This window comes from Rhodococcus sp. NPDC056960, assembly GCF_042674125.1.
Lineage (GTDB): Bacteria > Actinomycetota > Actinomycetes > Mycobacteriales > Mycobacteriaceae > Rhodococcus_F.
Genome location: NZ_JBHURF010000026.1, coordinates 92,533 through 113,603, shown reverse-complemented (window position 1 = coordinate 113,603; position 21,071 = coordinate 92,533). Strand labels below are relative to the sequence as shown.

Here is a 21,071-nt window from a genome sequence, read left to right as displayed (position 1 = left end):
CCGTGTATTCCGAAAAGCGTCCCTAACATTGCGTCGGAGCGCCTCCAGCACGGAGCTGCGCCGGCCGATGGCCGCAACCGAGATATGTTGGGACAATAGTCCATTTGAATCGCTCTGGTCGAGATTCAAGCACAAGGAATACTATCGGCACCTCTATGCCGAAAAATCTAATCGCATTGCTGCAGTTGACATCTAGATTCGCTTCTTTGACACTCGATGGTGGACATGCAAAGCTCCGGCAGCTACGAGATGTCATTTCAGGCAGCAGCCGTCGGAAGCGCGGTAAGCCCTCTGCCCACTGTTCGAGGGAACCTCCTGCGGTTGACTCACATCGAAAGGGATATTATGAGTGCGAACGTTAACAACGAGCGGGACAATGGATTCCGTTTCTCACATATCGGATTGTGTGTGTCGGACATGGAGCGGGCAGTGGCCTTTTACCGTGACGGGCTTGGCTTTACCGAGGGCATCGCGCTGCCGCTGAACGACGAGCACCGCGACCTCGTCGGGGTGGACGATGGAGTGGAGCTGCGGGGCCGCGCCCAGTATGTACGGTTGGACGGACTACTGCTTGAGCTCATCGAGATGGAATCTCCGGAAAGCGTGCCCGCTTCCGCACACGCGGTACGCCCCATGCACCACCGCGGCATGACTCATCTCTCGCTCCATGTCGACGATATTGACTCTGCGATCGAGACCTTGACCACCCACGGGGGAACCTATCTCGAGCAGACCAGGCTCGACCTTGAGTGGCCCGAAACTTCGGGGGTCTGCCTCTTCTGCCTCGATCCGGATGGCAATCGTGTCGAGCTCATGCACTTCACGAACAAAGTTGACTTCGGTTGATAGCAGTTTGCGCAATCGCAATGGCCACCCCACCCACACCAAACGAATCATCGGCGAGGTAACACATGATCCGAATGTCGAACGTCTCCCGTCGCCGGCAGGGCGACACTTTGGAGTGGTTCTACAAGGAGTGGCACGGCGAGCATGTCGACATCATGCGCCGCTCTCCGGGCGTCATGAAACTCGTGCGACGTTACGTCCAGAACCCCGCACTGCATGACGGCGCCCTCCCTAGCCCGCCCCTGCCGCTCGGACTGGAAGGGTGGGATGCCATGAGCCAACTGACATTCACTGGAATCCAGGAGTTCATTGACTGCTTCAACGATCCTGACTACATCGCCAACGTCCGAGGTCATCTGCTATCCGATCCAGAGAAGGTGGTAACGGTCCTCACCGAGGACGAGGTCGTCATCGACGGGATCGCGAACGACTCAGCGGTCAAGGCGGCCGTCTTCTACGAACTGCGTGATCCGGCTGATCGCGATGCATTCGAGTCCAAATGGGCGGGCGAGTTCGCCGAAGAGGTCACCGCAGCTGAGCCGATCCTGCGTCACGTTCGCAACCGCGTCGCCGGATCAGTACATCCAGATGTATTTAAGAACACACGCTGGGAGAACGTACCGATGAACGAGTTCGTCTGCTACGACGAATTCTGGTTTGCCAATCATTTGGACATGGCAACCTTCCTCGACAACGAGCAGGTACGCAAGGCGAACTCACGGCTGCGCAAAGATTTCCTCACCGATCGAAGCTTCACGTACTTGTGCCGCGAGATCATTCCGATTGACAGCCTGACCCCTGCACCTCACTGACCGCCCTACGAGCGAAAAGCGGTCATCAGGCACTGACCCATCGCCCGAACAATTGCGATACAGCCGAGCGTGTATTCATTCCTAAATGTCGATGGCGCCCCCTACTGGCGGTGCCGATTCAATCGGCGTAATATCCTGGCACTCGAACACTTCCACTGCAGAGCACCCAACACTTTGCATGCAAGACGATTTGGCTCATCAGTCCAATCGGGGAGGATCAATGGACAGTCGAATGGATGGACGCCAAAGGTGGCAGATCGTCCCACGAGGCGCGGACATGGATAGCCGTCTACACGTCCCTCGCCGCGTCCGACCCTTCAACTCCAGCCTCGGCTACCGCATCCTGGCCCGAGCCTGGGCCGACACACACCAGACCGCCGCCGACGACCTCGCTAGGGCGGCCTGACACGAACGAAAAGCCGAGGACTGTCTAAATTCCTTGACACAGCCTAGTCGGGGCTCGTGTGACAAAAGTCGCTGATCGGGCCGCAACGCGGCGCTAGCGTGTCCTCTCGGCGACTCCTGACGGGTGTTTCGCGGCTTTTGATGAAAGGGAGAGTGCATTGGAGTGGTCACGGTCTGTGCCGATCTCGGCTCCGCGGTCGCCGGGATACGTGTCGGCGATCGGCGCCCCATCTGGGGAATGGAGGCGCCTGCTGGGCACGGACAAAGACGCGGTGCTGGTCCGATCCGACGGACTCTTCGGGTGGCACGCCGCCGCACCGGACGATCCTGAAGCCGCGTTCCGCGAGGCGATGCGGACGATCTGCGGCTCGCCGGTCACCGCACCCACCGCGCGCGAGTTCGCCGGGGAGGCCTCGCGATGACCGCCGAGCAATGGATCGACGCCCGCGGAGTGCGCACCCGCGTTCTGACAGCCGGATCGAACGGCGCGCCGCCCGTGCTGCTGCTCCACGATGGCGGTTGGGGGGCTTCCGCGGACATGTCGTGGGAACGCGTGATCCCGGTCCTCGCGCGCGAGTTTCAGATCGTGGCCCCCGACATGATCGGCTACGGCGGTACCGACAAGATCGGATTTTTCGACCGATCCGGAGTCAAGGTCCGTACAGAGCATCTACTGGCGGTCCTCGATCGTCTCGGCATCGAGTCGGCCGCGTTCGTAGGGAACTCGTTCGGCGGGACGATCGCGGTGCGCGCCCTCGTCGACCCGGAGGCGAGGAGCCGGATCAGCGCAGTGGTGAGCATTGGCGGCACGGGCGGTCCCTGGAAGACCGAGAAAGCGCTCTCAGAGCTCACCCGATTCGACGGAACCAGTAAGGACATGGAGCGTTACGTCGAATTGCTCGGCATCGACCCGAAAGACGCCGAATACGTCGACCGTCGACTGGCATGGGCGCGGGAGCCCGGCCACTACGAAACGCTGTTGGCCGCGCACCTAGAGGTGCCCGACGTCTTCCTACGATCGAGACCGGTTTCGCGGGACCCTTTCCCCGAGTCGCTGCGCGGCGTCGGCACGCCCACGCTGCTGATCGCGGGGCGAGACGACGACCTCTTACTCTCCGAGTGGACGCGGCACCTCGCAGACGAACTCGTGGCGGCGCAGATTACGGTGATGCCGACGGGCCACAGCCCGAATGTGTCCCATCCCGACGACACCGCTCGCGTGCTAGGCCAATTCCTGCGCAGCCGCCTCGTCCCCGCGCCCATGGCGGAGTAATCGGGACAGACGATCGATGCCCGGTTGTTTGAAGGTCTGGCGTTGCTGTTTCCAACGGAACGGGGATGGGCCTCCGTAGCCTGCGGCGTTCAGTCGGCCGCGGAGGGCGTGGTGCCGCCGTTGCCGTTGGAACCCGGCATGGCAGGCCTAATGGGAATCGATCTGTGAGCCTTCGACAGGGAACGGATCAAGAGGGGGTAGCTGATCACAGAGCCAGCCAGCCGGTGAGCACCATGAGACCCGGGAGTGGAGGTTGATTCCTAACCGGTCTTCGTCGATCTCGGTGCCGATCATTCACCCGTCACATCAATCCGGACACGAAGAAACGCAAACATATTCGTCAACTCGAAGCTCTCGGGTACTGCGTCACCCTGACTCCGGCCGCCTGAACCGCGTTGTTCGAACTGACCGACGCCACTGCTGTGTGCGGGCGCGCCGGTCCGAACGCTGTTGGAGTTGTCACTGACCGGTGAGCGTCGTCGCGGACTCGGTGCCCTCTACGACGGACTGAACGGCGACCGAATTGATTTCAGCCCGGCTGCGACGCTCACTGCGCACCCTGACTGTACCCCGCGACCACGACGGCCGGATCGTGCTTGCCGTCGATATCAGTGCGTGGCTGCGCCCGGATGCCCCGGCCAACCCGCAGCGGGCGTTCTGCCACGTCTATGGGCGCGGGAAGAATGCGGCGCAGCTGATCCCGGGTGGCCGTACTCGTTCATCGCCGCCCTCGAACCCGGTCGTAGTTCGTGGACGGCAGTCCTCGATGCGGGGCGCCTGCACCCCGATGACAACGAAACAGCAGTTGCCGCACTACAAATCAGTGACGTCGTCACCCGTTTGCAGGAATCCGGGCAGTGGAAAGAGGGGGACCCGGACATCCTGCTGATCTTCGATTCCGGCTACGAGCTGGCCCGGCTGGCGTTCCTGCTCGCCGATCTACCGGTGGTGGTGTTGGGGCGGATGCGGTCGGATAAGGTGCTGTGTTTCCCGGCACCACCGCCAGGCCGGACCGGGCGCCCACCTCGACACGGGGCGAGTTCCGTTTCGCCGACCAGCAGAGTTGGCGCACCCCGGCGGCCACCACCAACACCGCCACCGACCGGTACGGTGCCGCCACCGCGCAGGAATCGAATCGGTTGCACCCGAGGATTACCCACAGTGGCTCCTGGGCCGAGCATCCGGGACTACCGCCGATCGTGGAGGGCACGGTCATCCGGCTGACCGTCGACCATCTGCCCGGCGACCGCCATCCGACCCCGGTATGGCTGTGGTGTTCCGACCCGGACATTGGCGCCGGACAGATCGATCGGTTGTGGCAGCTGTACCTGCGCCGCTTCGACCTCGAACACACCTTCCGACTGCTCAAGCAGACCCTTGGCTGGACAGCACCGAAGATCCGCAGCCCCGAAGCCGCCGATCGGTGGACCTGGCGGGGGATCGTCGCGCGCACCCAGCTACGGCTGGCCCGCCCGCTCGCCGAGGACCTCCGCCGGCCGTGGGAGAATCCACCCCACCTCGCCGGCTCGCACCGGCTCGGGTGCGGCGGGGGTTTTCGCGCATCCGCCAGACCATGCTCTGTCCGGCCGGTGCGCCGAAACCCACCAAGCCCGGTCCCGGACCCCCACGGGGTCGAGGAACAGTTGCCTCGCCCTGAGGCTATGACGTGGGAAACGACGCACCACCGACAGCAGCAAACGGTCGAAAAGAAGAAATCGCACAGGATAAACCTCAAGCTTAGACCGGAACCCTCTGACAGATCCAGGGAGATTCAAAACTCTTGGTGTCAAGCACCAGAGTTCAGAATCACGCACGCCGTCGAACCCGGGACGCACCAATAGCGAGCACGATGGGCATGGGCATGGGCGGGCGACGATCGGTCCCGCGATCGTATGCGGCATGCGGGCTGGCCACCGCGCCGCGACCGGCGAGTCATTCTCTGTTTAACCCTTTAACCCATCATCACACATCGGCGTGCAGCCGAAAATGTGGACATCAATGACTGCGAATAATGGCCCCGCCAGACATCCGGCGTCACTGTGACCAATGTCGCTGAGACCCCTGGCGAAACCCGTAATGTCCACCAGGAAAGCTCGATGGCACGGAAGGTCGGGCCGCCCAGAGGCGAACGTTTCGGAACCAGACGTGACGATACAAAGGAACGCTGCACATGGTGATTCGCACGCGCACGAATGGGTCGGGCTATGACCCCGGCTCGGGGCAGGGGAGAAACGCCCACGAGGAGGTCGTGCTGTGAAGCTTTTCGAGCCGCTCGAACTCGGTCCGGTGATACTGAAGAACCGGGTCGCGGTCACATCCCACAAGTTCTCGTACCGTCACTGGGAAAACGACCACGAGAGGTCGACGGACAAGTACCTCGGATATGTACGACGACGCATGGAGGGTGGCGTCGGGTTCTTCGGTCTCAGCGCTCTTCCCGTCTGGGGTGTCGACGACCGGCATCCGTTTCAGCTCGAGCACGTCGGATCCAAGCTACGTCGCTTCGCGGATGTGGCACGGGAGCATGGATGTGGCACGTTCGTGCAGCTGCATAACGCAGGAGTGCAGGGTAATTCGTCACTCCCGGGTGTCAACTACGATGAGTCGGCTCCCTCGGATGGGGAGGGCCTCGTCGCCTTCTCGGCCGCGCCGTCGACTTCAGGCACCGAAGTTGCACACGAACTGAGCCCGGATGAGATCGATGCGATCATCGAAGGTTACGGCAGGCTTGCCGAGCTTGCTGTCGCGAGCGGCATTGATGGCGTCGAGCTGCACGCTGGACACGGCTACCTGCTGCAGCAATCCTTCAGCCCTTGGCGCAACCAGCGCACCGATGATTGGGGACCGTCGACGCGCTTCCTCAGGGCTGTAACAGCACGCGTCCGGGCTGGGCTCGGACCGAAAGGCGTGCTGGGCGTGCGCATCGCGACCAAGGACTTCCAGCCCTCAGAGGCCGGGGGACTAACCGAGCAGCGACTCCTGGAGATTGCCCTCGAGCTCGCTGACACGGGAATGGTCGATTACTTCAACCCTACGCACGGGTCCCAGGCGTCGGACTACGGGCGGGTGGTGGGAACATACCGGCGTCCGCTCGGGGAGTTCCTCCCATCAGCGGCAAGACTGCGGCGGGAGCTCGACGGTAAGGCAGCTGTGTTGGGCGTCGGCAGGCTGACGACGGTGCAGGCGGCCGAGGACGCGCTTCAGCGTGGCGACTGCGACTTCGTCGGGCTCACAAGAGCGCACATCGCCGACCCCGACATCCTGGAAAAGTCCAAGCGCGGCGAAGCGGATCGCGTGCGTCTCTGCGTGGGCGCTAATCAAGGATGCATCGATCGGCTCGGCGCAGGGGGTGATGTCTATTGCTTCCACAACCCCGACGTGGGTCGCGAATACCGACGTAATGACCCGCAGCCGGTCGCCTCGCCGAGGTCCGTGCTGGTGGTGGGGGCAGGGCCTGCCGGGCTCAAGGTGGCCGAGATCGCAGCGCGTCGTGGTAACGATGTGGTGGTCTTGGAGGCAGGCAGTCAAGCTGGGGGACGGCTCGGCAGCATCACGAATGTCACGGGTGCGCACGAACTAGTGGCTTCCACCGCGTGGCTTGAGGCCGAACTGGCCCGCATGGGTGTGCAGGTGCGGCTGGGCGTGCACGTCGACGAGGAGGTGCTCGCCTCGTCCGGGGTCGACGTTGTAGTCCTTGCCACTGGGTCCATCGCGCCGCCGCCACGGTTCCCGACGGATGGCTCGGTCGCCGTGTACTCTCCGGAGCTCGCCCTCAAGGAACTCGTCGGGGCACCGAAGGAAACCGTCGTCGTCCACGACTCTCTCGGCACCGAGGAAGCGATGGTTACCTACGAGCAGTTGGCGGCGAGCGGACACCAGGTCATCATCACGTCGCCGTTGCCGACGATCAGCCAATCGACCGGCTTCACGCACCGCACGGACCTTCTGGACCGACTGAAGGGCGGGGGCTGCACCCTTCTAGAGCGCACCGATCTCGTCTCGGCCACAGGCGGCCGAGTCCGCGCGCAGCGTACGTTCACGGGCGAGATCATTGAGCTCGGACCAGTCGCGGCCGTGGTGCTCGCGCAGAGCCGGCTACCCGAGACTTCGTTGCTGGATGCCGCGCGCAGGCACAGCACGGAGGTCCTGGTCGTCGGCGATGCGTACTCGCCCCGGGACGCGATGATGGCGTTCACACATGGCGACGTCGTAGCGCGGCAGATCTGAGCGGCGTGAGGCGAGCAGAGTTGCTGGGGATTCGGAACAGGTCGGTCACGGGTGAACCTAGAAGAAGGAGAAGAGATGCCGGATTATGACGTGATCATCGTGGGAGGCGGCCTCGCGGGTCTCGTGGCGGCGCGTGAGCTTCGGATGCTCGATCAGCGCGTGCTGCTGTTGGAGGCCAAGGATCACCTCGGCGGGCGGGCGTGGACAGCGGACTGGGATGGCTCTCCCATCGAGATGGGTGCCATGAACGTGCACTGGCTGAACCCACACCTGTGGGCCGAGATCATGCGCTATCGGCTCGAGGTCGTCGAGGTCGGCTCCTTTTCCACGTTCGCGCTCGCGCACGACGACGGTTTGACGCGCCTCGCTGCCCACGAGGCGCTCACTCATCTGGGCAAGGGGCTCGAGGCGTTCTTCCGCGGACTCGGCGAGTCCATCCCTCGTCCATTCGACCCCTGGTTCGACATCGACGCCCTGGTCGCTATGGACGAACTCTCCGTCAGCAGTCGTGTGGAGCAGCTGGACCTCACCAGTGAGGAGAGGGCGTGGCTCGAGGCCTGGATGACCGTTCGCACCAGCGGGCTGCGAGATCAAGCCGGGGTTTCGTCTCTCGTGAAGCACTATGCGATGGCCGGCCACAGCTTGAATCGGATGCTCGAGATGTCAAGCCGATTCCGTCTGGCGGGAGGCATGAAAGCACTGGTGGATAGCATCGCGGCCGAGTCCCGCGCCCATATACGGCTGGGATCGCCGGTCGCCCGGATCGTTCACGACGAGACAACGGTGGCGGTGCACACGGAGGCCGGCGAGACCTACACGGCGTTGGCGTGCATCGTTGCCACGCCACCGACGATCTGGCCTACCCTCGACGTTGATCCAAAGCTTCCCGCCCGGCGTACCGATGCGGACGAGGTCTATGCGACGCCACACCTGACCAAAATCTGGGCGCTGGCCGAGGGCGAGGTCGAGGATCTATTCGTGTTGCGCGCAGACCGGACCGATGCCCCGCTGGTGCATGCCCGAAAGGACATCGTCCGACCAGACGGTCTCACCACGATCCTCGGCTTCAGTCTCAGCGACGGCCTCGACACCGGGGACAAGGACAAGCTCGCTAAGGAATTCGAGACGATCTTCCCGCTTCCGCGCGCGAAGATCGTGGACGTCTTCTCGCACGATTGGGGCAGCGACGTCTACGCACGAGGCGGGCAGCATCACCTCCGGCCCCGCCAACTGTCTCAGACCGTGCCCTACCTCCAAACCGCGGAGAGTCGTCTGGTGTTCGCGAGCGCGGAGCTCGCGAACGCGTTGGTCGGAGTCGACGGCGCACTGCAATCGGGAACCCACGCGGCGCGTCGCGTCGGCGAGCTCCTAACGACGCATCGTCGGTGAACGAAACCCTGCCGCATGGCAACGCCGGCTCCTCGATCGCGCCGATGTTCCGCGTGGATCCCGCGTCGCCCTCGGCGACGGCTGCTCCAAGACCGAGATCCGGGGCAAGCCGGATCGCTGGAGCCCGTAACCCAAGGTGGACCTGGATATTGGAGAGGAATTGGACATGGTGGAAAGGATGCTGCACGTGACGCTCATCCCAATAGAGAACGAGCTTCGTAGTCTTGGCAGGGAGATCGTCCGGTGATTCCGAGAGTCATTTCGGCCGTGGACGAATCGGCTGCGTATGCTGAGGAGCGCCAAATGGTGACCGCGTTGATCGCCAAGCAAGCACTTTACGAGAACATGGCCAGCTATTGCCGCGGGATAGATCGCAAAGACCTTGAGCTTGTAAAGTCGACTTTCTGGCCGGAGTCCACTGACGACCATGGCAGTTTCGTCGGACTCTCCCATGACTTCTGCACTGAAGCATTTGAAGCTCAGAAGGTGTCGTCACACAAGGCCAGTCACTACATTTCTAACATGTTGGTGGAACTTGACGGTGAGCAGGCCAAGCGTGAGACCGCATTTATATACATCAAGGTGCCGACTGATGGCGCTGCGGTCGATCTGCTGTGCGGCCGATATCGAGACCTCTGCGAGCGACGCGACGGCGAGTGGAAGGTCCTGTCGAGGACGTGTATATGGGATCTCGCACAGCGGCTGAACCCAGAGTCGGACTACGCCGAGCTGTTCGGTATCCCTCCTAGTTCGAACTTTGGTGCGCTCTACCCGCACGACCCGATCTACGCCGAGCGTTGGTGAGTTGGAGCTGCGAGATCAGCGGGAAGCGGTGAACGCGACAAGGCGCGAACGCAGAATGGCGCCACAGTGCGCACGTGAACAGAGTGGCGCAGGCGGAACGTGACGAACATCGAACCCTTCGACATATAGAAAGGAACGAGATACATGCAGAGACTCGGAATTATCGGGAGCGGGAACATCGGGTCGGCGGTCGCCCGCCTCGCAGTAGCGGCGGGCATACATGTCGTTGTGGCCAACTCCCGCGGCCCAGAGAGCCTCACAGGTCTTATTGCCGAACTGGGGCCACTGGCATCTGCAGGTTCTGTCCACGATGCGGCCGAGGCTGGTGATCTCGTACTGCTCTCCGTGCCTCTCACGGCGTACGTGGCGATTCCCACCCAGGGCCTTCAGGGCAAGACGATGCTGGACACCAGTAACTACTACCCCTTCCGGGACGGGCGAGTACCCCAACTGGACAGTCACGAAGTAACCACGAGTGAACTCATTCAGGCGCACTTCGACGGGGTTCCTCTGGTCAAGACCTTCAACAACATCATGGCGCACCACATCTCTCAGCTGGCCCGCCCAGTCGGTGCTGCTGACCGGAGCGCGCTGCCAATCGCCAGTGATGATGAGGCTGCCAAGGCAGAGGCCGCTGTCCTCATCGACAGGATCGGTTTCGACACCGTGGACGCCGGCCCCTTGGTGGACAGTTGGCGGTTCGAGCCCGAGTCGGACGCCTACTCACGGCTCTATCTCGCCGATCCGGCCACTTCCATGGAACGGATGTTCGAAGCTCCCTCGGCTCCGGTGCCCGCTACCAAGCTGCAAGCCGCACTCGCTCGGGCCGAGCGTGTCCGGGTGGCGGACCGTACGTTCTGATGGGTCATCTCGCGAGTGGACGTTCGGCGCGCTGGCGCAGACGCGTCCATGGCGAAGGGGCCTGCAGCGTTCCCGAAAGGCGCCGATGCCACGAAGTACTGAGATCCGGTGTTGCCGAAGAGGTGAGATCCGGTGTCCACGATGTGCCGAGATAACTTGGGTCATTCGTGGACACCAGGACTGAGGCAGGACGCCGTTCTTGTCTCGGGGGATGGTCCGATTCGTCGGGCGCACCCGCAGCGCCCACGAGCCGCGACCGTATCGCCGCGGCCGCCGATCTTGGTGCCGCGCCAGATGATCTTGGTCAGTGCCTGCGCGCATGGAGTTCTGCGGTCTTCGCGAGATCGGAGGCTGCACAACAATCTTACAAAGGCCCACTAGTACCAAAGGCCCACTAGTGTCCCGCGTCAGAAATTCGTGAGATATATATGGCGAGGGAATCGAGGATCTCCTCGGCGGTCTTGTGCCAGACGATCGGCTTCCGGTCGTCGTTCCAGGTCTTAATCCAGTTGCGAACGTCTTTCTCCAGTGCTGCAACGCTTTTGTGTACACCACGGCGGAGCAGCTGATCGGTCAGGAATGCGAACCATCGCTCGACCTGATTGATCCAGGAGGACCCGGTCGGGGTGAAGTGGACGTGAAAACGTGGGTGCTTGGCCAACCAGTCGCCCACTGCCGGCGTCTTGTGGGTGGCCAGGTTGTCGCAGACGAGATGCACGTCCAACTCGTCGGGGACGGCCTTGTCGATCGCGGCGAGGAACTTCTTGAACTCCACGGCCCGGTGACGTCGATGAAGCTCGGAGTTCACCGTGCCGTCGGCGATGTTGAATGCCGCGAACAGGCTGGTGACGCCGCTGCGGGCGTAGTCATGACTGCGCCGTTCCGGCATGCCGGGCATCATCGGCAGCATCGGCTGGGAACGGTTCAATGCCTGCATCTGGCTCTTCGCGTCCACACAGAGGATGACGGCATGCTCGGGCGGATTATGGTAAAGGCCAACAGTATCGACGACCTTGTTCACGAACTGCGGATCCGTGGAAAGCTTGAAACCGTCGGTCAGATGCGGTTTGAGTTCGAACTTGCGCCAGATCCGGCCGATCGTCGACGGTGACAGGCCGGTGCGCTTGGCCATCGAGGTACGCGACCAGTGCGTCGTCGCATTGGCCGGGGTGGTTTCCAGTGTTGCGGTGACCACGTCTTCGACCCGGTCCAGCAAGATCGAGGGCGGACGACCCGGTCGAGGTTCGTCGACCAAGCCGTCGAGGCGTCGGTCGACGAAGCGCCCGCGCCATTTCTTGACCGTGTTGGCGGATATCCCCAGGTCTGCCGCGACTTGCTTGTTGGTCATCCCCGGACTCCGCGCAGGCCAACACGATCCGCGACCTCAGTGCCAACGATTGTGGGGTTTTCGCTCACCGCGACCATCGAACGAGTTGTTCGCGTTCGTTATCGGTCAACATCAACTCAGCCTTCGGGCGTCCGGTTCGAGGCATGCCTCAGTTCATCCAAGCCCAACGCCTGCCCCGCAACGAGAACGTCGTCCGCCTCGCCCGTCATGTTCAACCGCGGCCAAGGCCCCGTCCCGCATCCACGGAAACTGTGGGCCGCCCGCACGGTCCCAGAAATCGGCTGGGACCGTGTCGAGGACGCAGCGCCCGTCATGGCCGCCACCATGCGCACCACGAGTCTGTCCAAGACCACCATCGGGATGCGGATGGGCCACCTGAGCGCGTTCTACCAGCGCATCATCGAATGGGACTACCCCGACATCCCGCCCGGGCGCCGGTCTACTCGTCGGACCGGTCGATCAAGGACGAGCCGCTGCCGAGGTTCCTCGACGACGGCGCCGCCGCGAAGTTCCTCACCGCGGCCCGCAACCTGCCCGACGAGTTCGATCGTCTCTGCATCGAGTGCTCTCGCGCACGGGCATGCGCAAGGGCGACTCCTGGGCCTGACCGTCGATTCGGTGGTCCAGATCGGCTCGGCCTACTGGCTGCGGATCCCGATCGGCAAGCTCCACAACGACCGCTACGTCCCGCTGCACCCACAACTGAAAACAATGATCGACGCCTGGCTCACGCACCGCCCGGACTGGCAGGACAGCCCGCTGCTGTTCACCGACCGCGGCTGGCCGATCCCGGGCACCCTCGTCGACATGGTCGTCCAATCTGCTTCTGCCGCAGCGGGAATCGGACACGTGCACCCCCACCAGCTTCGCCATGCTCTCGCCACCCAGGCGATCAACCGGGGCATGAGCCTCGAGGCGATCGCTGCCTTGCTCGGGCATAAAGCCATGACGATGACGATGGTTTACGCCAACCCTCGGGAATTGCATCAGACGGGAGCATTTCCGCAGGTCGCCTGATGGACGCGCTACAGTAACAGTTCCTCGGGCGCTGGATGACACGCCGTCTGAGCTGCACCACTTGCACAATGCACCCGTTTAATGCAGTTTCCATGGCTTGAAGGGTCTCAGCAGATCGGCGTTGGGAGACGGCGGTGGGGCGTGGTGATCTGGCGGGTGCAGCGCACCTCGAGTTGGTGTCCGGTGTGGTGCAGCTGCGTCCAGAGGGCGCCATGGTGGAGGCGATGCTGTTGCCTGTCAAGTCTGCGTGTTGAGATCCTGAAGCCATGCACCTGACCAACCTGCGGCAGCCAGCGTGGTGGTGTTCCTTGGGCAGATGAAGCTCCCCGCGGCCGGGATTGGTAAACGTTGAAACCGCCGCGCACGATGAGGTCCTTGGCGCGAGGCGGTGGCGAACCCCAGCGCTGAGGTCATCCCGATTCGGCGACGGCAGCGACACCACACAGAAGAATGATCGCGCCAGCAGGCGGCCGAATCGCATTTCCGACAACTCTGCCCCGTGCCCCCATCCCGCAGCACGTGATTCTCAAGCGTGAGTCTATTTCACCGCCTGGACAAGGGCGGGGACGTCGGCCCGAAGTTGGACGAGTTCGGCGTTCTTGTTCGCGATGGTCTTCAGTGCGGCGATGGTGGGCCCGGAGGCGGGTCTCGACTTCCGGTGGCGCCCCGCGATCGGCCACCCGCGTGTAGGACTCGTTCTTAAAGTCCGTATGTCGCTGTGTCAGAGCGTTTCTAGGGGCATCCGCCTCCAGTGCGAGGGCGACGAGCGTGAGCGCACCGTTGGATCGCTCGGCGGTGCCGGACAGGATGCGGTCCATGGCTGCGCGGATCTGGTCGCGCTCGTCGGTGTTCATCCTGCGTCCTCGGTCAAGGTGATGCGGGTGCGGTCATGAGTGTCGGCGTAATCTCGAAGCTTGTCGGCGTTGGCGCGCAGCCGGTCACCCAGCGGACCAAGAACCCGGGCGGCTCGGGTGTCCATGACAGTAGCGCGCTCGCGGAGCTGGATAGCGTGCTGATCGGTTCGGATAGTGTTGCCGCAGCCGGGGACCCAGTGGTCCAGGCTGGGTGTGTCCTTGACCCCGTCGCGGTGACAGAGGGCGGTGGCCCGCTTGTAGTGGCAGAGCAGCAGTGCGTGCGGGTTGTCGTAGATCATGGCGTCATCGTTCGCGATCAGCCGCCAGGCCGTGGTGGCGGTGATGACTGTGCCGACGAAGCGAGGTGCGGTCGCGGCGGCCTTGATCGCCCGCCGGGCGGCCGGACCAGACACACCCTCACCGGACCCCAGGCTGTCGTGGAGGTTGGCGACGGTGTCGGCGACCACACGGGCGGTCTCGATGTCGATCAGGTCCTGGATCCCGCCCCGACTACGAGCCGCATTAATTGCCCGATACGGCCGTGCGAAGATGCCCATACTGAATGGCCAGCGCGACAGGGCCATTCGGGCGGCGGCCGATATGCCAGGCAAGGCCGCGGCGGAACCGGGCGGTTCCGATCGCGCCATTCGGATCAGGTGGGATGATCTCACCGGGCAGCCCGTGAGCAGCTGCTTCGGCGTTGACCCAGGCGACGAACGCTTCGATCCGGTTTCGAGGGTGGCCGTCATGAGCGACCCTGCGCCTGGCCGCGACATGATGTCGTGAACGTAGTGGTCGAACAGGAGCGCTCCCTCGGGAACCATTCGCTCCAGCACGCGAATGGCGTTGACGACGGGACGAATCGCGACCCAAGGCATGTCGCGTTCCACCCCGGAAGAGTCGTTGGTTGCCGTGCTCGTCCACGGCGTTCTTGAACATGGTACTGCGGATCAAGTGCCGGCCAACCTTGCCGTCGGCATCAGGTGCCGGGTCAGGGCAGCCCCCGGACCGAATGCCCAGGACCTCACCCTGCCGGGCGCCTGTGAGGTAGGCGCATCAACGTTGGCACACTGATATGTACGCCGGTTTGTCAAGGGCGCAGGGGCGAGGCGGGGACCAAGGTGAGGTGGTGGTGCCAGCCCAGCTCGGAACGGCCTTCAAAAGAGCGAGACCGAGCCCGGCTTCACTTCCCGGTAGTCGAGTTCGATACGCCAGCGGATCTTGGCCCGCCACACCAGCTCGGCGATCGGCGTGGCCTCGGTCAGGGCGGACAACCAGAAGTCGGTGGGTTGGCCGGACGCATCGGCAGTGCTAGGAAACTCGACTGAATGATCGCGACCGGATTGTCGGGGCCGGCGGGCCTCAGCCAGTCGCATCACCGATACAAGTCCGACTGCTGACATGAGATTGAATTATCGAAGACCGGCGTGATCGTGTGAGGTGCTTCTGTTCTTGGCTGCCCAGATTCTCCCGCCTGCAGGGTCACTCACGTTCTACAACCCCTTCACATCGTCAGTAGATCAGCTCAGACATCCCTGGATCTCGGATGTCAAGCAGCGATGGTGTGCTGACGGTGCGACCACGCGGTCGCCTGGTCGTAGGCGGCGTGGGTCTTGAGGCAACCGTGAAGGATGCCGACGAGCCTGTTGCCGACCTGCCGCAGAGCAGCGTTGTGGCTGACGTCGCGGGCGCGGAGCTGGTCGTAGTAGGCACGGACCTGCTCATCGTGCAGGATCGCGCAGGAGGCCTGCATGTGCAGGGCGTCGACAAGCCGATCGTTGTGCACGTGCCGGGCGGAGACCACTCGCATCTTGCCGGACTGCCTGGTGATCGGACTGGTCCCGGCGTAGTTCTTGCGTGCCTTCGCGCTGGTATAGCGGCCCGGGGCGTCCCCGAACTCGGCAAGCACCCGGGGACCGAGAACGACGCCGAGACCGGGCTGGCTGAGCAGGATCTCAGCGTCCGGGTGCTGACCAAAATGCGCCGTCACGTCTTTCTCGAGGTTCGCGATCTCGGTGTTCAACGTCGTCAGAATCGCAACGAGCGACCGCACCGTCGCCGCATACGCCGTAGTCACAGGATCGGGTTGGCCGAGGTGCTCGGCGCGCAGCACCTGCTGGATCGCCGCCGCTTTGGTGTCGATGTCGCGGCGGCCCTTCAACGCGGCGGTGATCTGCCGGAGGGTGAGCGTGGCTGCCGCGTCCGGGGCCGGGGCCTTGGCCAACAGGGTCAACACCGTGGTGGAGGTCAGCCCGAACCGCGTGTAGGCCTCGAGCGCGGCGGGGAAGTAGTCCCGCAACGCCACCCGCAGGCGCAGCAGGTGTCGGGTTCGTTCCCAGATCAACGTCTGATGCGCGCGGGTGACGACCTTGACCGCCTCCGCGATCTCGGAGTCGGCGGCGACCTCACGAAGTTGATGTCGGCGGGTGCGGAGCATGTCGGCGAGGGCGTGCGCGTCCCCCTTGTCGCTCTTGGCTCCGGAGTTTCCGAGGATTTCCCGGTGTCGCGCAGCCTGTTTCGGGTCTACAGCAAACACGGTGTAGCCGGCGGCCAGCAGTGCTTGTACCCAGGGTCCGCGGTCGGTTTCGATGCACACCAGCACGTCGGCGAACTCGGTGTCGTCGTCGGCGAACCGTCCGACGAGTTCCCCGAATCCGCGGATCCCCGCTATCCCTTCCGGTAACCGTTCGCGCCGCCGGACTCGGCCGTGTGCGTCCTGGACCTCCACGTCGTGGTGGTCTTCGGCCCAGTCGTCTCCGATGTACAACAACCTGCACCTCCTGGGATCGTCGAGCGTCCGGCCGGCAGCCTGCAGGAAGTCGTTCGCGGACTAATGGTCGAGTGCTCACGACCTCGGCCGGGCACGACATCCCATCAGCGATGCAGACCTCCTGGCGCGCCGGTGGGGGCACGGTCTGACCTCAGGACTCGGCTAATCGGTCCAGTCGACGAGAGTGCTCATCCACCAGCGGCTACCAGGTACCAAGTCTGCCGGACTGGCCAGGCTTGGTACCTCCCATTAGTCGTCGGGGATCGACGCTCGCAGACCGTCACGATCGAGAATTCTGAGTGCACGACCTTCTCGGACCAACAGTCCCGCGTCACGGAGTTCGGACAGCGCTCGTCCTGTCACCGCTCTCACTGAACCGATGGCGTCGGCTAGATTCTGTTGCGTCTCGTAAACAAGCCAGCGCCCGCCTTCCTGCACGGCGAGATCCAGCAGTGTTCGCGCGAGCAACTGCTTAACGGACAAGAAGATCTCATCGGCGAGAAGCATGTGGCCGGCAACCATGTCGTCGACCAACCACTGGCCGATCCGCCACGCGATCGCGCCATCGCGCTGGGCCACGGTGGCCAAACGCTGCGGCGACAACTTCATGATCTGGGCAGGCGTTGCGGCCTTGATGATCAAGGGCAGCCGTGCCGGGCTCAGCGTGGGCCGGAAGGCGGATGCTAAACCCGTCATCTCGCCCGGCCCTAAATGACGCATCATCGCGAGGCGCTCGGTTGAGCTGACGTAGATCCCGACTCGACCGGTGGCGATAACCATCAGAATGGGAACGTCCCACCGAATCATCTCGTCTTTGGCCAGGGAGGTTACCGTTGCGGTCGCCAGTAATTCCTGCTTCACCGACTCTGAGAGCTCGCCAAACCGGCTGGCTTCCCATGCGGCTTCGAGCAGAATTCGTCGGCCAGATAAGTTCGGCTGCGATGACCGCGACGACTCCATTGTCGAGACTCCTGCTTCCCATCTTCTTCTATACTCGCTTGTAGTCTAGGGTGCTCGCTGATTCATCGAGGTGGTGGGGGGGTGGCCGTGTAGGAGGAGCTCAATCCGCGGCCGGTGAGCCGCTGCAGGTTCATCGCCGCCGCCGGTAGGTTTCACCACGAGTCGTACTTGGCGACGCCCGGTACCGCAGTCTTCGTGCTCCGCGGGTCATCCACGCGATGCTGCGTTCGATCATCGAACGATGCTGCCGGAGTCTCGCCGCCTCACTCCATCGCGGGCCCACCGGCCCGGTAGGCCCGGTGGGCCCGCACCCGACGGTCGTGTTCCCGATGTGGACGGTGCGGCCCGCACAGAGTTGGTGCAGCGAGACCGGAATGGGTATGTTGTAGCGCTCGCGGTCCAGGGCTTGTTTCGCGAACAATACAGTCACGCCGTTAGGGCAGGCCACCGTCTTGCGGTCGTGATCGCGTCCTCGAGGCCGGTAGGAGTGGGGGACGGGCTTGGGGGTCCCAGGTGGTGTCGGGTTTGCCGGGACGGGTGTAGTCGGCAGCCGTGCGGAGCCGGGTGTGGTGTTCGTCGGCCGGGCGCAGGAGAAGACACCGCTGTTCCGCACGGAGAAACGCCGCGACGCCGACGGTCGGAGCTACCCGTGGATCGTCAGGTCCACCGGCATGGTCAACCACTACTACTTCTACTGCGTCGACGCCGACTTCGGCCCGTTCTTCCTCAAGTTCTGCTCGTACTTCCCCTACAACGCCAAACTTTGCATCAACGGCCACCACTGGGCACAACGGAAGGCCGCAAGGGCTGGGCTCGGGTTCACTGCACTCGACAACGCCTTCGCCGCGGTCGATGACCCCGACGCGCTGCAGGCGATCTGCGACCGGCTCTAGGCGGCTAGGGTGTGGTCGGGCAGGGTCGTTGCCATCGCCAGCAGAGCGGTGACCTGACTCCGTGCCAGGTGCATTTCAGCCGGCGGCGAGTTCGGAGGCGACGACGTCGATCAGCTCGGGGGTCGGGCGGATCGGACTAAGGCCGTTTGTTCGGGGACGGAGTGGCCCGACCGAAGCCATTACCACCGTGAGCGATGTTTAAAGTCGACCGCGCCATCGCCGCTTCGATACGCACGCTCAATTCTCTCAACGAGAGCTTCGACGTCGAGAATCCAATACTACTCGTATTAGAAACGTGGACAGTGAGCAACTGGCCTATTCAGAGCGCACATGGGGTGCCTGTCATCCTCAGGCAATTCCGACGAAACGCACATCGGCACCGACGCGCGTCGGACAACAACCCTTTTACTTCCTCCACATGATGGGTGACGTGGACCACATCTCGCCGCAGAATGGCTGCATGACAAACTTTCCCACACTCGACCCCGAACTGGCCGCAGCGGTCACGATGCTCCCGAAGATCGACTTCGGTGACCTCCCGGCGGCCCGGGCCACGTTCGATGCGTTGACCGGGACCCTGCTGACCGACCTGTCGTACGACGGCGTCGACTTGCGCACTATCACCGCCCCCGGCCTCGACGGCGACCAGGACGTGACAATCAGATTCTTCACACCCCAGAACGTCGAGGGCCCGCTGCCGGTTCTTGTGTGGATTCATGGTGGCGGGTTCGCCATCGGCACATCTGAATCCAGCGATCCCTATTGTGTGGATGTCGTCCGAGCACTCGGTTTGGCGGTCGCCAACGTGGAATACCGCCTCGCACCGGAAACGCCGTTCCCCGGGCCTTTGAACGACTGTTACGCGGCGCTGTCCTATGTGCATGCTCACGCAGATGAGCTGGGTATTGACCCTACCCGAATCGCGGTCGGTGGTCAGAGCGCCGGTGGAGGTCTCGCCGCGGGAGCCGTGCTCAAGGCGCGCGACGAAGGAGTCGTCCCTGTCGCTTTCCAGCTGTTAGAGATCCCGGAATTGGACGACCGGCTGACCACCACTTCGATGACCGAGTTCGTGGATACACCGTTGCGGCACCGTCCCAATGCGATTCTGTCGTGGCAGTTCTATTTGGGCGAGGGCTACTCCGGCCCCGAGGATCCGAATGTGTCGATCTACGCTGCGCCCGCGCGCGCAACCGACCTTGCCGGTCTTCCCCCGACATATCTGTGCACGATGGAATTGGACCCGCTTCGCGACGAGGGCATCGACTACGCACTCCGCCTGCTCCGTGCCGGTGTCAGCGTCGAGTTGCACTCCTTTCCCGGGACCTTCCACGGTTCTGCTCTACTTGAGACCGCTGAAGTCAGCAAGCGAGGTCACGCGGAAGCCCTCGACGCTCTCCGGCGAGGCTTGCGCACACTGGCCCCTGCCTCGTAGTTTTCCTGAATGCAAGGATTGATGTACCGCCTCGCGGAGCTCGACGCGAACTCCGCGGGCCTGGTACGTGTGATCGACTATTTCGACGCACTGATTCGCCACGGCGCCGACGCCGCGGCGATGATGCGCGCCAGTGCAGCGCTCGCCGACTGTGTCGTCGGTATGGACGTCTCCGGATGGCCTGGGATCGGCCACGGCGCGAGGCGTTGCGATTCGCGAGGCCGCTGGTCTCCGCAACCCCAACGGCCGCCATCGTCGAGCAAGGACGTGGTGATCGACGACGTCGTGGTCGGCACGGTATGGATCGAACGCGTCGGTACACCGCTTGCCCTCGACGAGATGCTCGTAGACCGCATGGCGTTGACCGCGGCGTCCATCCTGCAACCTCGTCGAGCACCGACGGCCGCGGAACTCACGCTCAATTTGTTGTTTCCCATGGATGAGTTGGCGGTGCTGACGGCTTGCGCAGCACTCGGGCTCGATCCCGCCGCCGACGTCCGAGTCCTCGTCCACGCCACCGATGCGGGTCTTCACACTCCACGTACCTCGGCCGGGCGTGCAGTCCCTGTCACCGTCGACGACTGCGTGCTCGTCCCTGTGACGGGTTCCGACCACTTGACCGACCCGTCGGTCAACATCGGAATTTCTCTGGCCGCAACAGCGTCGACAATTCACCTCTACGTCGGATCCGCCTATTTCGCATTGAGTCAGACCTCGGATGAGCAACGGTTCGTCGACGCCGCAGAGTTGGGAGCACTCAACCTCCTTGCACCCGGCAACTCGCTTGCGCATGAAAGCATTCCGGACCTGATTCGCGCGCACGAACTGACCGACACAGAATCCGGTGCCGAACTTCTGTCCACCCTGCGCGTGTATCTGCGTTCAGGGACCTTGCGCGCCGCTGCCGACCGGATGCATCTACACCACAGCAGCGTTGCGCATCGCTTGGCGAAGCTCTCTCAGATTCTCGGATTCACCGTCGACGCCATCGAAAACCGACCTCGCGCCGCGGCGATGATCATCGTGATCGATAGCACGAGCTCCTCCACACGAGCCGAATGAGCACCCGCGCGACATAGCGGCAGCCCAGACACCGACGAGGTCGAGCCCTACCATTGCGCCATCAAGGGCCTGTAATCGAACAAGCTCGTCGGCTACTCGACCCGGGTGGTGCGGAGCT

At 63.4% G+C, this 21,071-nt stretch carries 16 protein-coding genes and 2 pseudogenes; 14 read left to right on the top strand and 4 right to left on the bottom strand.

Annotated elements, in window-relative coordinates; translation table 11 throughout:
- The first annotated feature begins 345 nt into the window (after nt 1-345).
- From ACFTWF_RS34030 to ACFTWF_RS33985, 10 genes and pseudogenes are all read left to right on the top strand, one after another.
- Nucleotides 346-846 (top strand): VOC family protein, encoded by a 501-nt coding sequence (locus ACFTWF_RS34030; protein WP_378465478.1) that lies wholly within the window; start codon nt 346-348, stop codon nt 844-846.
- Between the two features lie 74 nt (nt 847-920).
- Nucleotides 921-1,658, top strand: coding sequence for an EthD domain-containing protein (locus ACFTWF_RS34025; protein WP_378465477.1), 738 nt, complete (start codon nt 921-923; stop codon nt 1,656-1,658).
- A 581-nt stretch (nt 1,659-2,239) separates the two neighbouring features.
- Complete coding sequence (locus ACFTWF_RS34020) at nt 2,240-2,485, top strand: hypothetical protein (RefSeq protein WP_378465476.1); 246 nt, start codon at nt 2,240-2,242, stop codon at nt 2,483-2,485.
- A complete protein-coding gene (locus ACFTWF_RS34015) occupies nt 2,482-3,336 on the top strand; it encodes an alpha/beta fold hydrolase (protein ID WP_378465475.1) in 855 nt (284 codons plus the stop codon). The genes ACFTWF_RS34020 and ACFTWF_RS34015 overlap by 4 nt, the downstream gene beginning before the upstream one ends.
- 523 nt (nt 3,337-3,859) lie before the next feature.
- A pseudogene (locus ACFTWF_RS34010) lies at nt 3,860-3,973 on the top strand (hypothetical protein); the annotation flags it as partial.
- Nucleotides 3,952-4,560 (top strand): transposase, encoded by a 609-nt coding sequence (locus ACFTWF_RS34005; protein ID WP_378465474.1) that lies wholly within the window; start codon nt 3,952-3,954, stop codon nt 4,558-4,560. The pseudogene ACFTWF_RS34010 and the gene ACFTWF_RS34005, both read left to right, overlap by 22 nt.
- 1,029 nt (nt 4,561-5,589) lie before the next feature.
- Entirely contained in the window at nt 5,590-7,563 is a 1,974-nt protein-coding gene (locus tag ACFTWF_RS34000; RefSeq protein ID WP_378465473.1) for an NAD(P)-binding protein, read from the top strand.
- A gap of 75 nt (nt 7,564-7,638) precedes the next feature.
- Entirely contained in the window at nt 7,639-8,952 is a 1,314-nt protein-coding gene (locus ACFTWF_RS33995; RefSeq protein WP_378465472.1) for a flavin monoamine oxidase family protein, read from the top strand.
- Nucleotides 8,953-9,255: 303 nt separating this feature from the next.
- Entirely contained in the window at nt 9,256-9,756 is a 501-nt protein-coding gene (locus ACFTWF_RS33990; protein ID WP_378465471.1) for a nuclear transport factor 2 family protein, read from the top strand.
- Nucleotides 9,757-9,900: 144 nt separating this feature from the next.
- Complete coding sequence (locus tag ACFTWF_RS33985; RefSeq protein ID WP_378465470.1) at nt 9,901-10,617, top strand: NADPH-dependent F420 reductase; 717 nt, start codon at nt 9,901-9,903, stop codon at nt 10,615-10,617.
- A 394-nt stretch (nt 10,618-11,011) separates the two neighbouring features.
- Here ACFTWF_RS33985 and ACFTWF_RS33980 read toward each other — a convergent pair.
- Nucleotides 11,012-12,110, bottom strand: a pseudogene (locus ACFTWF_RS33980) (IS630 family transposase).
- Between the two features lie 167 nt (nt 12,111-12,277).
- Between ACFTWF_RS33980 and ACFTWF_RS33975 the strand changes: the two are divergent.
- Nucleotides 12,278-12,982, top strand: coding sequence for a tyrosine-type recombinase/integrase (locus tag ACFTWF_RS33975; RefSeq protein WP_378465469.1), 705 nt, complete (start codon nt 12,278-12,280; stop codon nt 12,980-12,982).
- 850 nt (nt 12,983-13,832) lie between these two features.
- On the opposite strand, the gene ACFTWF_RS33970 is transcribed toward ACFTWF_RS33975, so the two are convergent.
- The 3 genes from ACFTWF_RS33970 to ACFTWF_RS33960 all read right to left on the bottom strand — a co-directional run bounded on the left by ACFTWF_RS33970 (nt 13,833) and on the right by ACFTWF_RS33960 (nt 17,566).
- Nucleotides 13,833-14,726: a hypothetical protein gene (locus ACFTWF_RS33970; RefSeq protein ID WP_378465468.1), complete on the bottom strand. Its 894-nt coding sequence runs from the start codon at nt 14,724-14,726 to the stop codon at nt 13,833-13,835.
- Nucleotides 14,727-15,385: 659 nt separating this feature from the next.
- The gene (locus tag ACFTWF_RS33965; RefSeq protein ID WP_378465467.1) at nt 15,386-16,606 is read right to left on the bottom strand and encodes an IS110 family transposase; all 1,221 of its coding nucleotides are present in this window, start codon (nt 16,604-16,606) and stop codon (nt 15,386-15,388) included.
- Between the two features lie 249 nt (nt 16,607-16,855).
- Entirely contained in the window at nt 16,856-17,566 is a 711-nt protein-coding gene (locus ACFTWF_RS33960) for a Crp/Fnr family transcriptional regulator (protein ID WP_378465466.1), read from the bottom strand.
- Between the two features lie 566 nt (nt 17,567-18,132).
- Between ACFTWF_RS33960 and ACFTWF_RS33955 the strand changes: the two genes are divergently transcribed.
- The 3 genes from ACFTWF_RS33955 (at nt 18,133) to ACFTWF_RS33945 (ending at nt 20,953) form a co-directional block, all read left to right on the top strand.
- Nucleotides 18,133-18,459, top strand: a complete 327-nt coding sequence (locus ACFTWF_RS33955) for a hypothetical protein (RefSeq protein WP_378465465.1) — start codon at nt 18,133-18,135, stop codon at nt 18,457-18,459.
- Nucleotides 18,460-18,754: 295 nt separating this feature from the next.
- On the top strand, nt 18,755-19,891 hold the full coding sequence (locus ACFTWF_RS33950) for an alpha/beta hydrolase (protein ID WP_378465464.1): 1,137 nt from the start codon (nt 18,755-18,757) through the stop codon (nt 19,889-19,891).
- 267 nt (nt 19,892-20,158) lie between these two features.
- A complete protein-coding gene (locus ACFTWF_RS33945; protein WP_378465463.1) occupies nt 20,159-20,953 on the top strand; it encodes a helix-turn-helix domain-containing protein in 795 nt (264 codons plus the stop codon).
- The last annotated feature ends 118 nt before the right edge of the window (nt 20,954-21,071 follow it).

Excerpts from the sequence above, each read along its gene's own strand:
- ACFTWF_RS34030 (WP_378465478.1), top strand. The coding sequence starts at position 346 with ATGAGTGCGAACGTTAACAACGAGCGGGACAATGGATTCCGTTTCTCA.
- ACFTWF_RS34025 (WP_378465477.1), top strand. The coding sequence starts at position 921 with ATGTCGAACGTCTCCCGTCGCCGGCAGGGCGACACTTTGGAGTGGTTC.
- ACFTWF_RS34015 (WP_378465475.1), top strand. The coding sequence starts at position 2,482 with ATGACCGCCGAGCAATGGATCGACGCCCGCGGAGTGCGCACCCGCGTT.
- ACFTWF_RS33995 (WP_378465472.1), top strand. The coding sequence starts at position 7,639 with ATGCCGGATTATGACGTGATCATCGTGGGAGGCGGCCTCGCGGGTCTC.
- ACFTWF_RS33990 (WP_378465471.1), top strand. The coding sequence starts at position 9,256 with ATGGTGACCGCGTTGATCGCCAAGCAAGCACTTTACGAGAACATGGCC.
- ACFTWF_RS33985 (WP_378465470.1), top strand. The coding sequence starts at position 9,901 with ATGCAGAGACTCGGAATTATCGGGAGCGGGAACATCGGGTCGGCGGTC.
- ACFTWF_RS33975 (WP_378465469.1), top strand. The coding sequence starts at position 12,278 with ATGGCCGCCACCATGCGCACCACGAGTCTGTCCAAGACCACCATCGGG.
- ACFTWF_RS33960 (WP_378465466.1), bottom strand. The coding sequence starts at position 17,566 with ATGGAGTCGTCGCGGTCATCGCAGCCGAACTTATCTGGCCGACGAATT.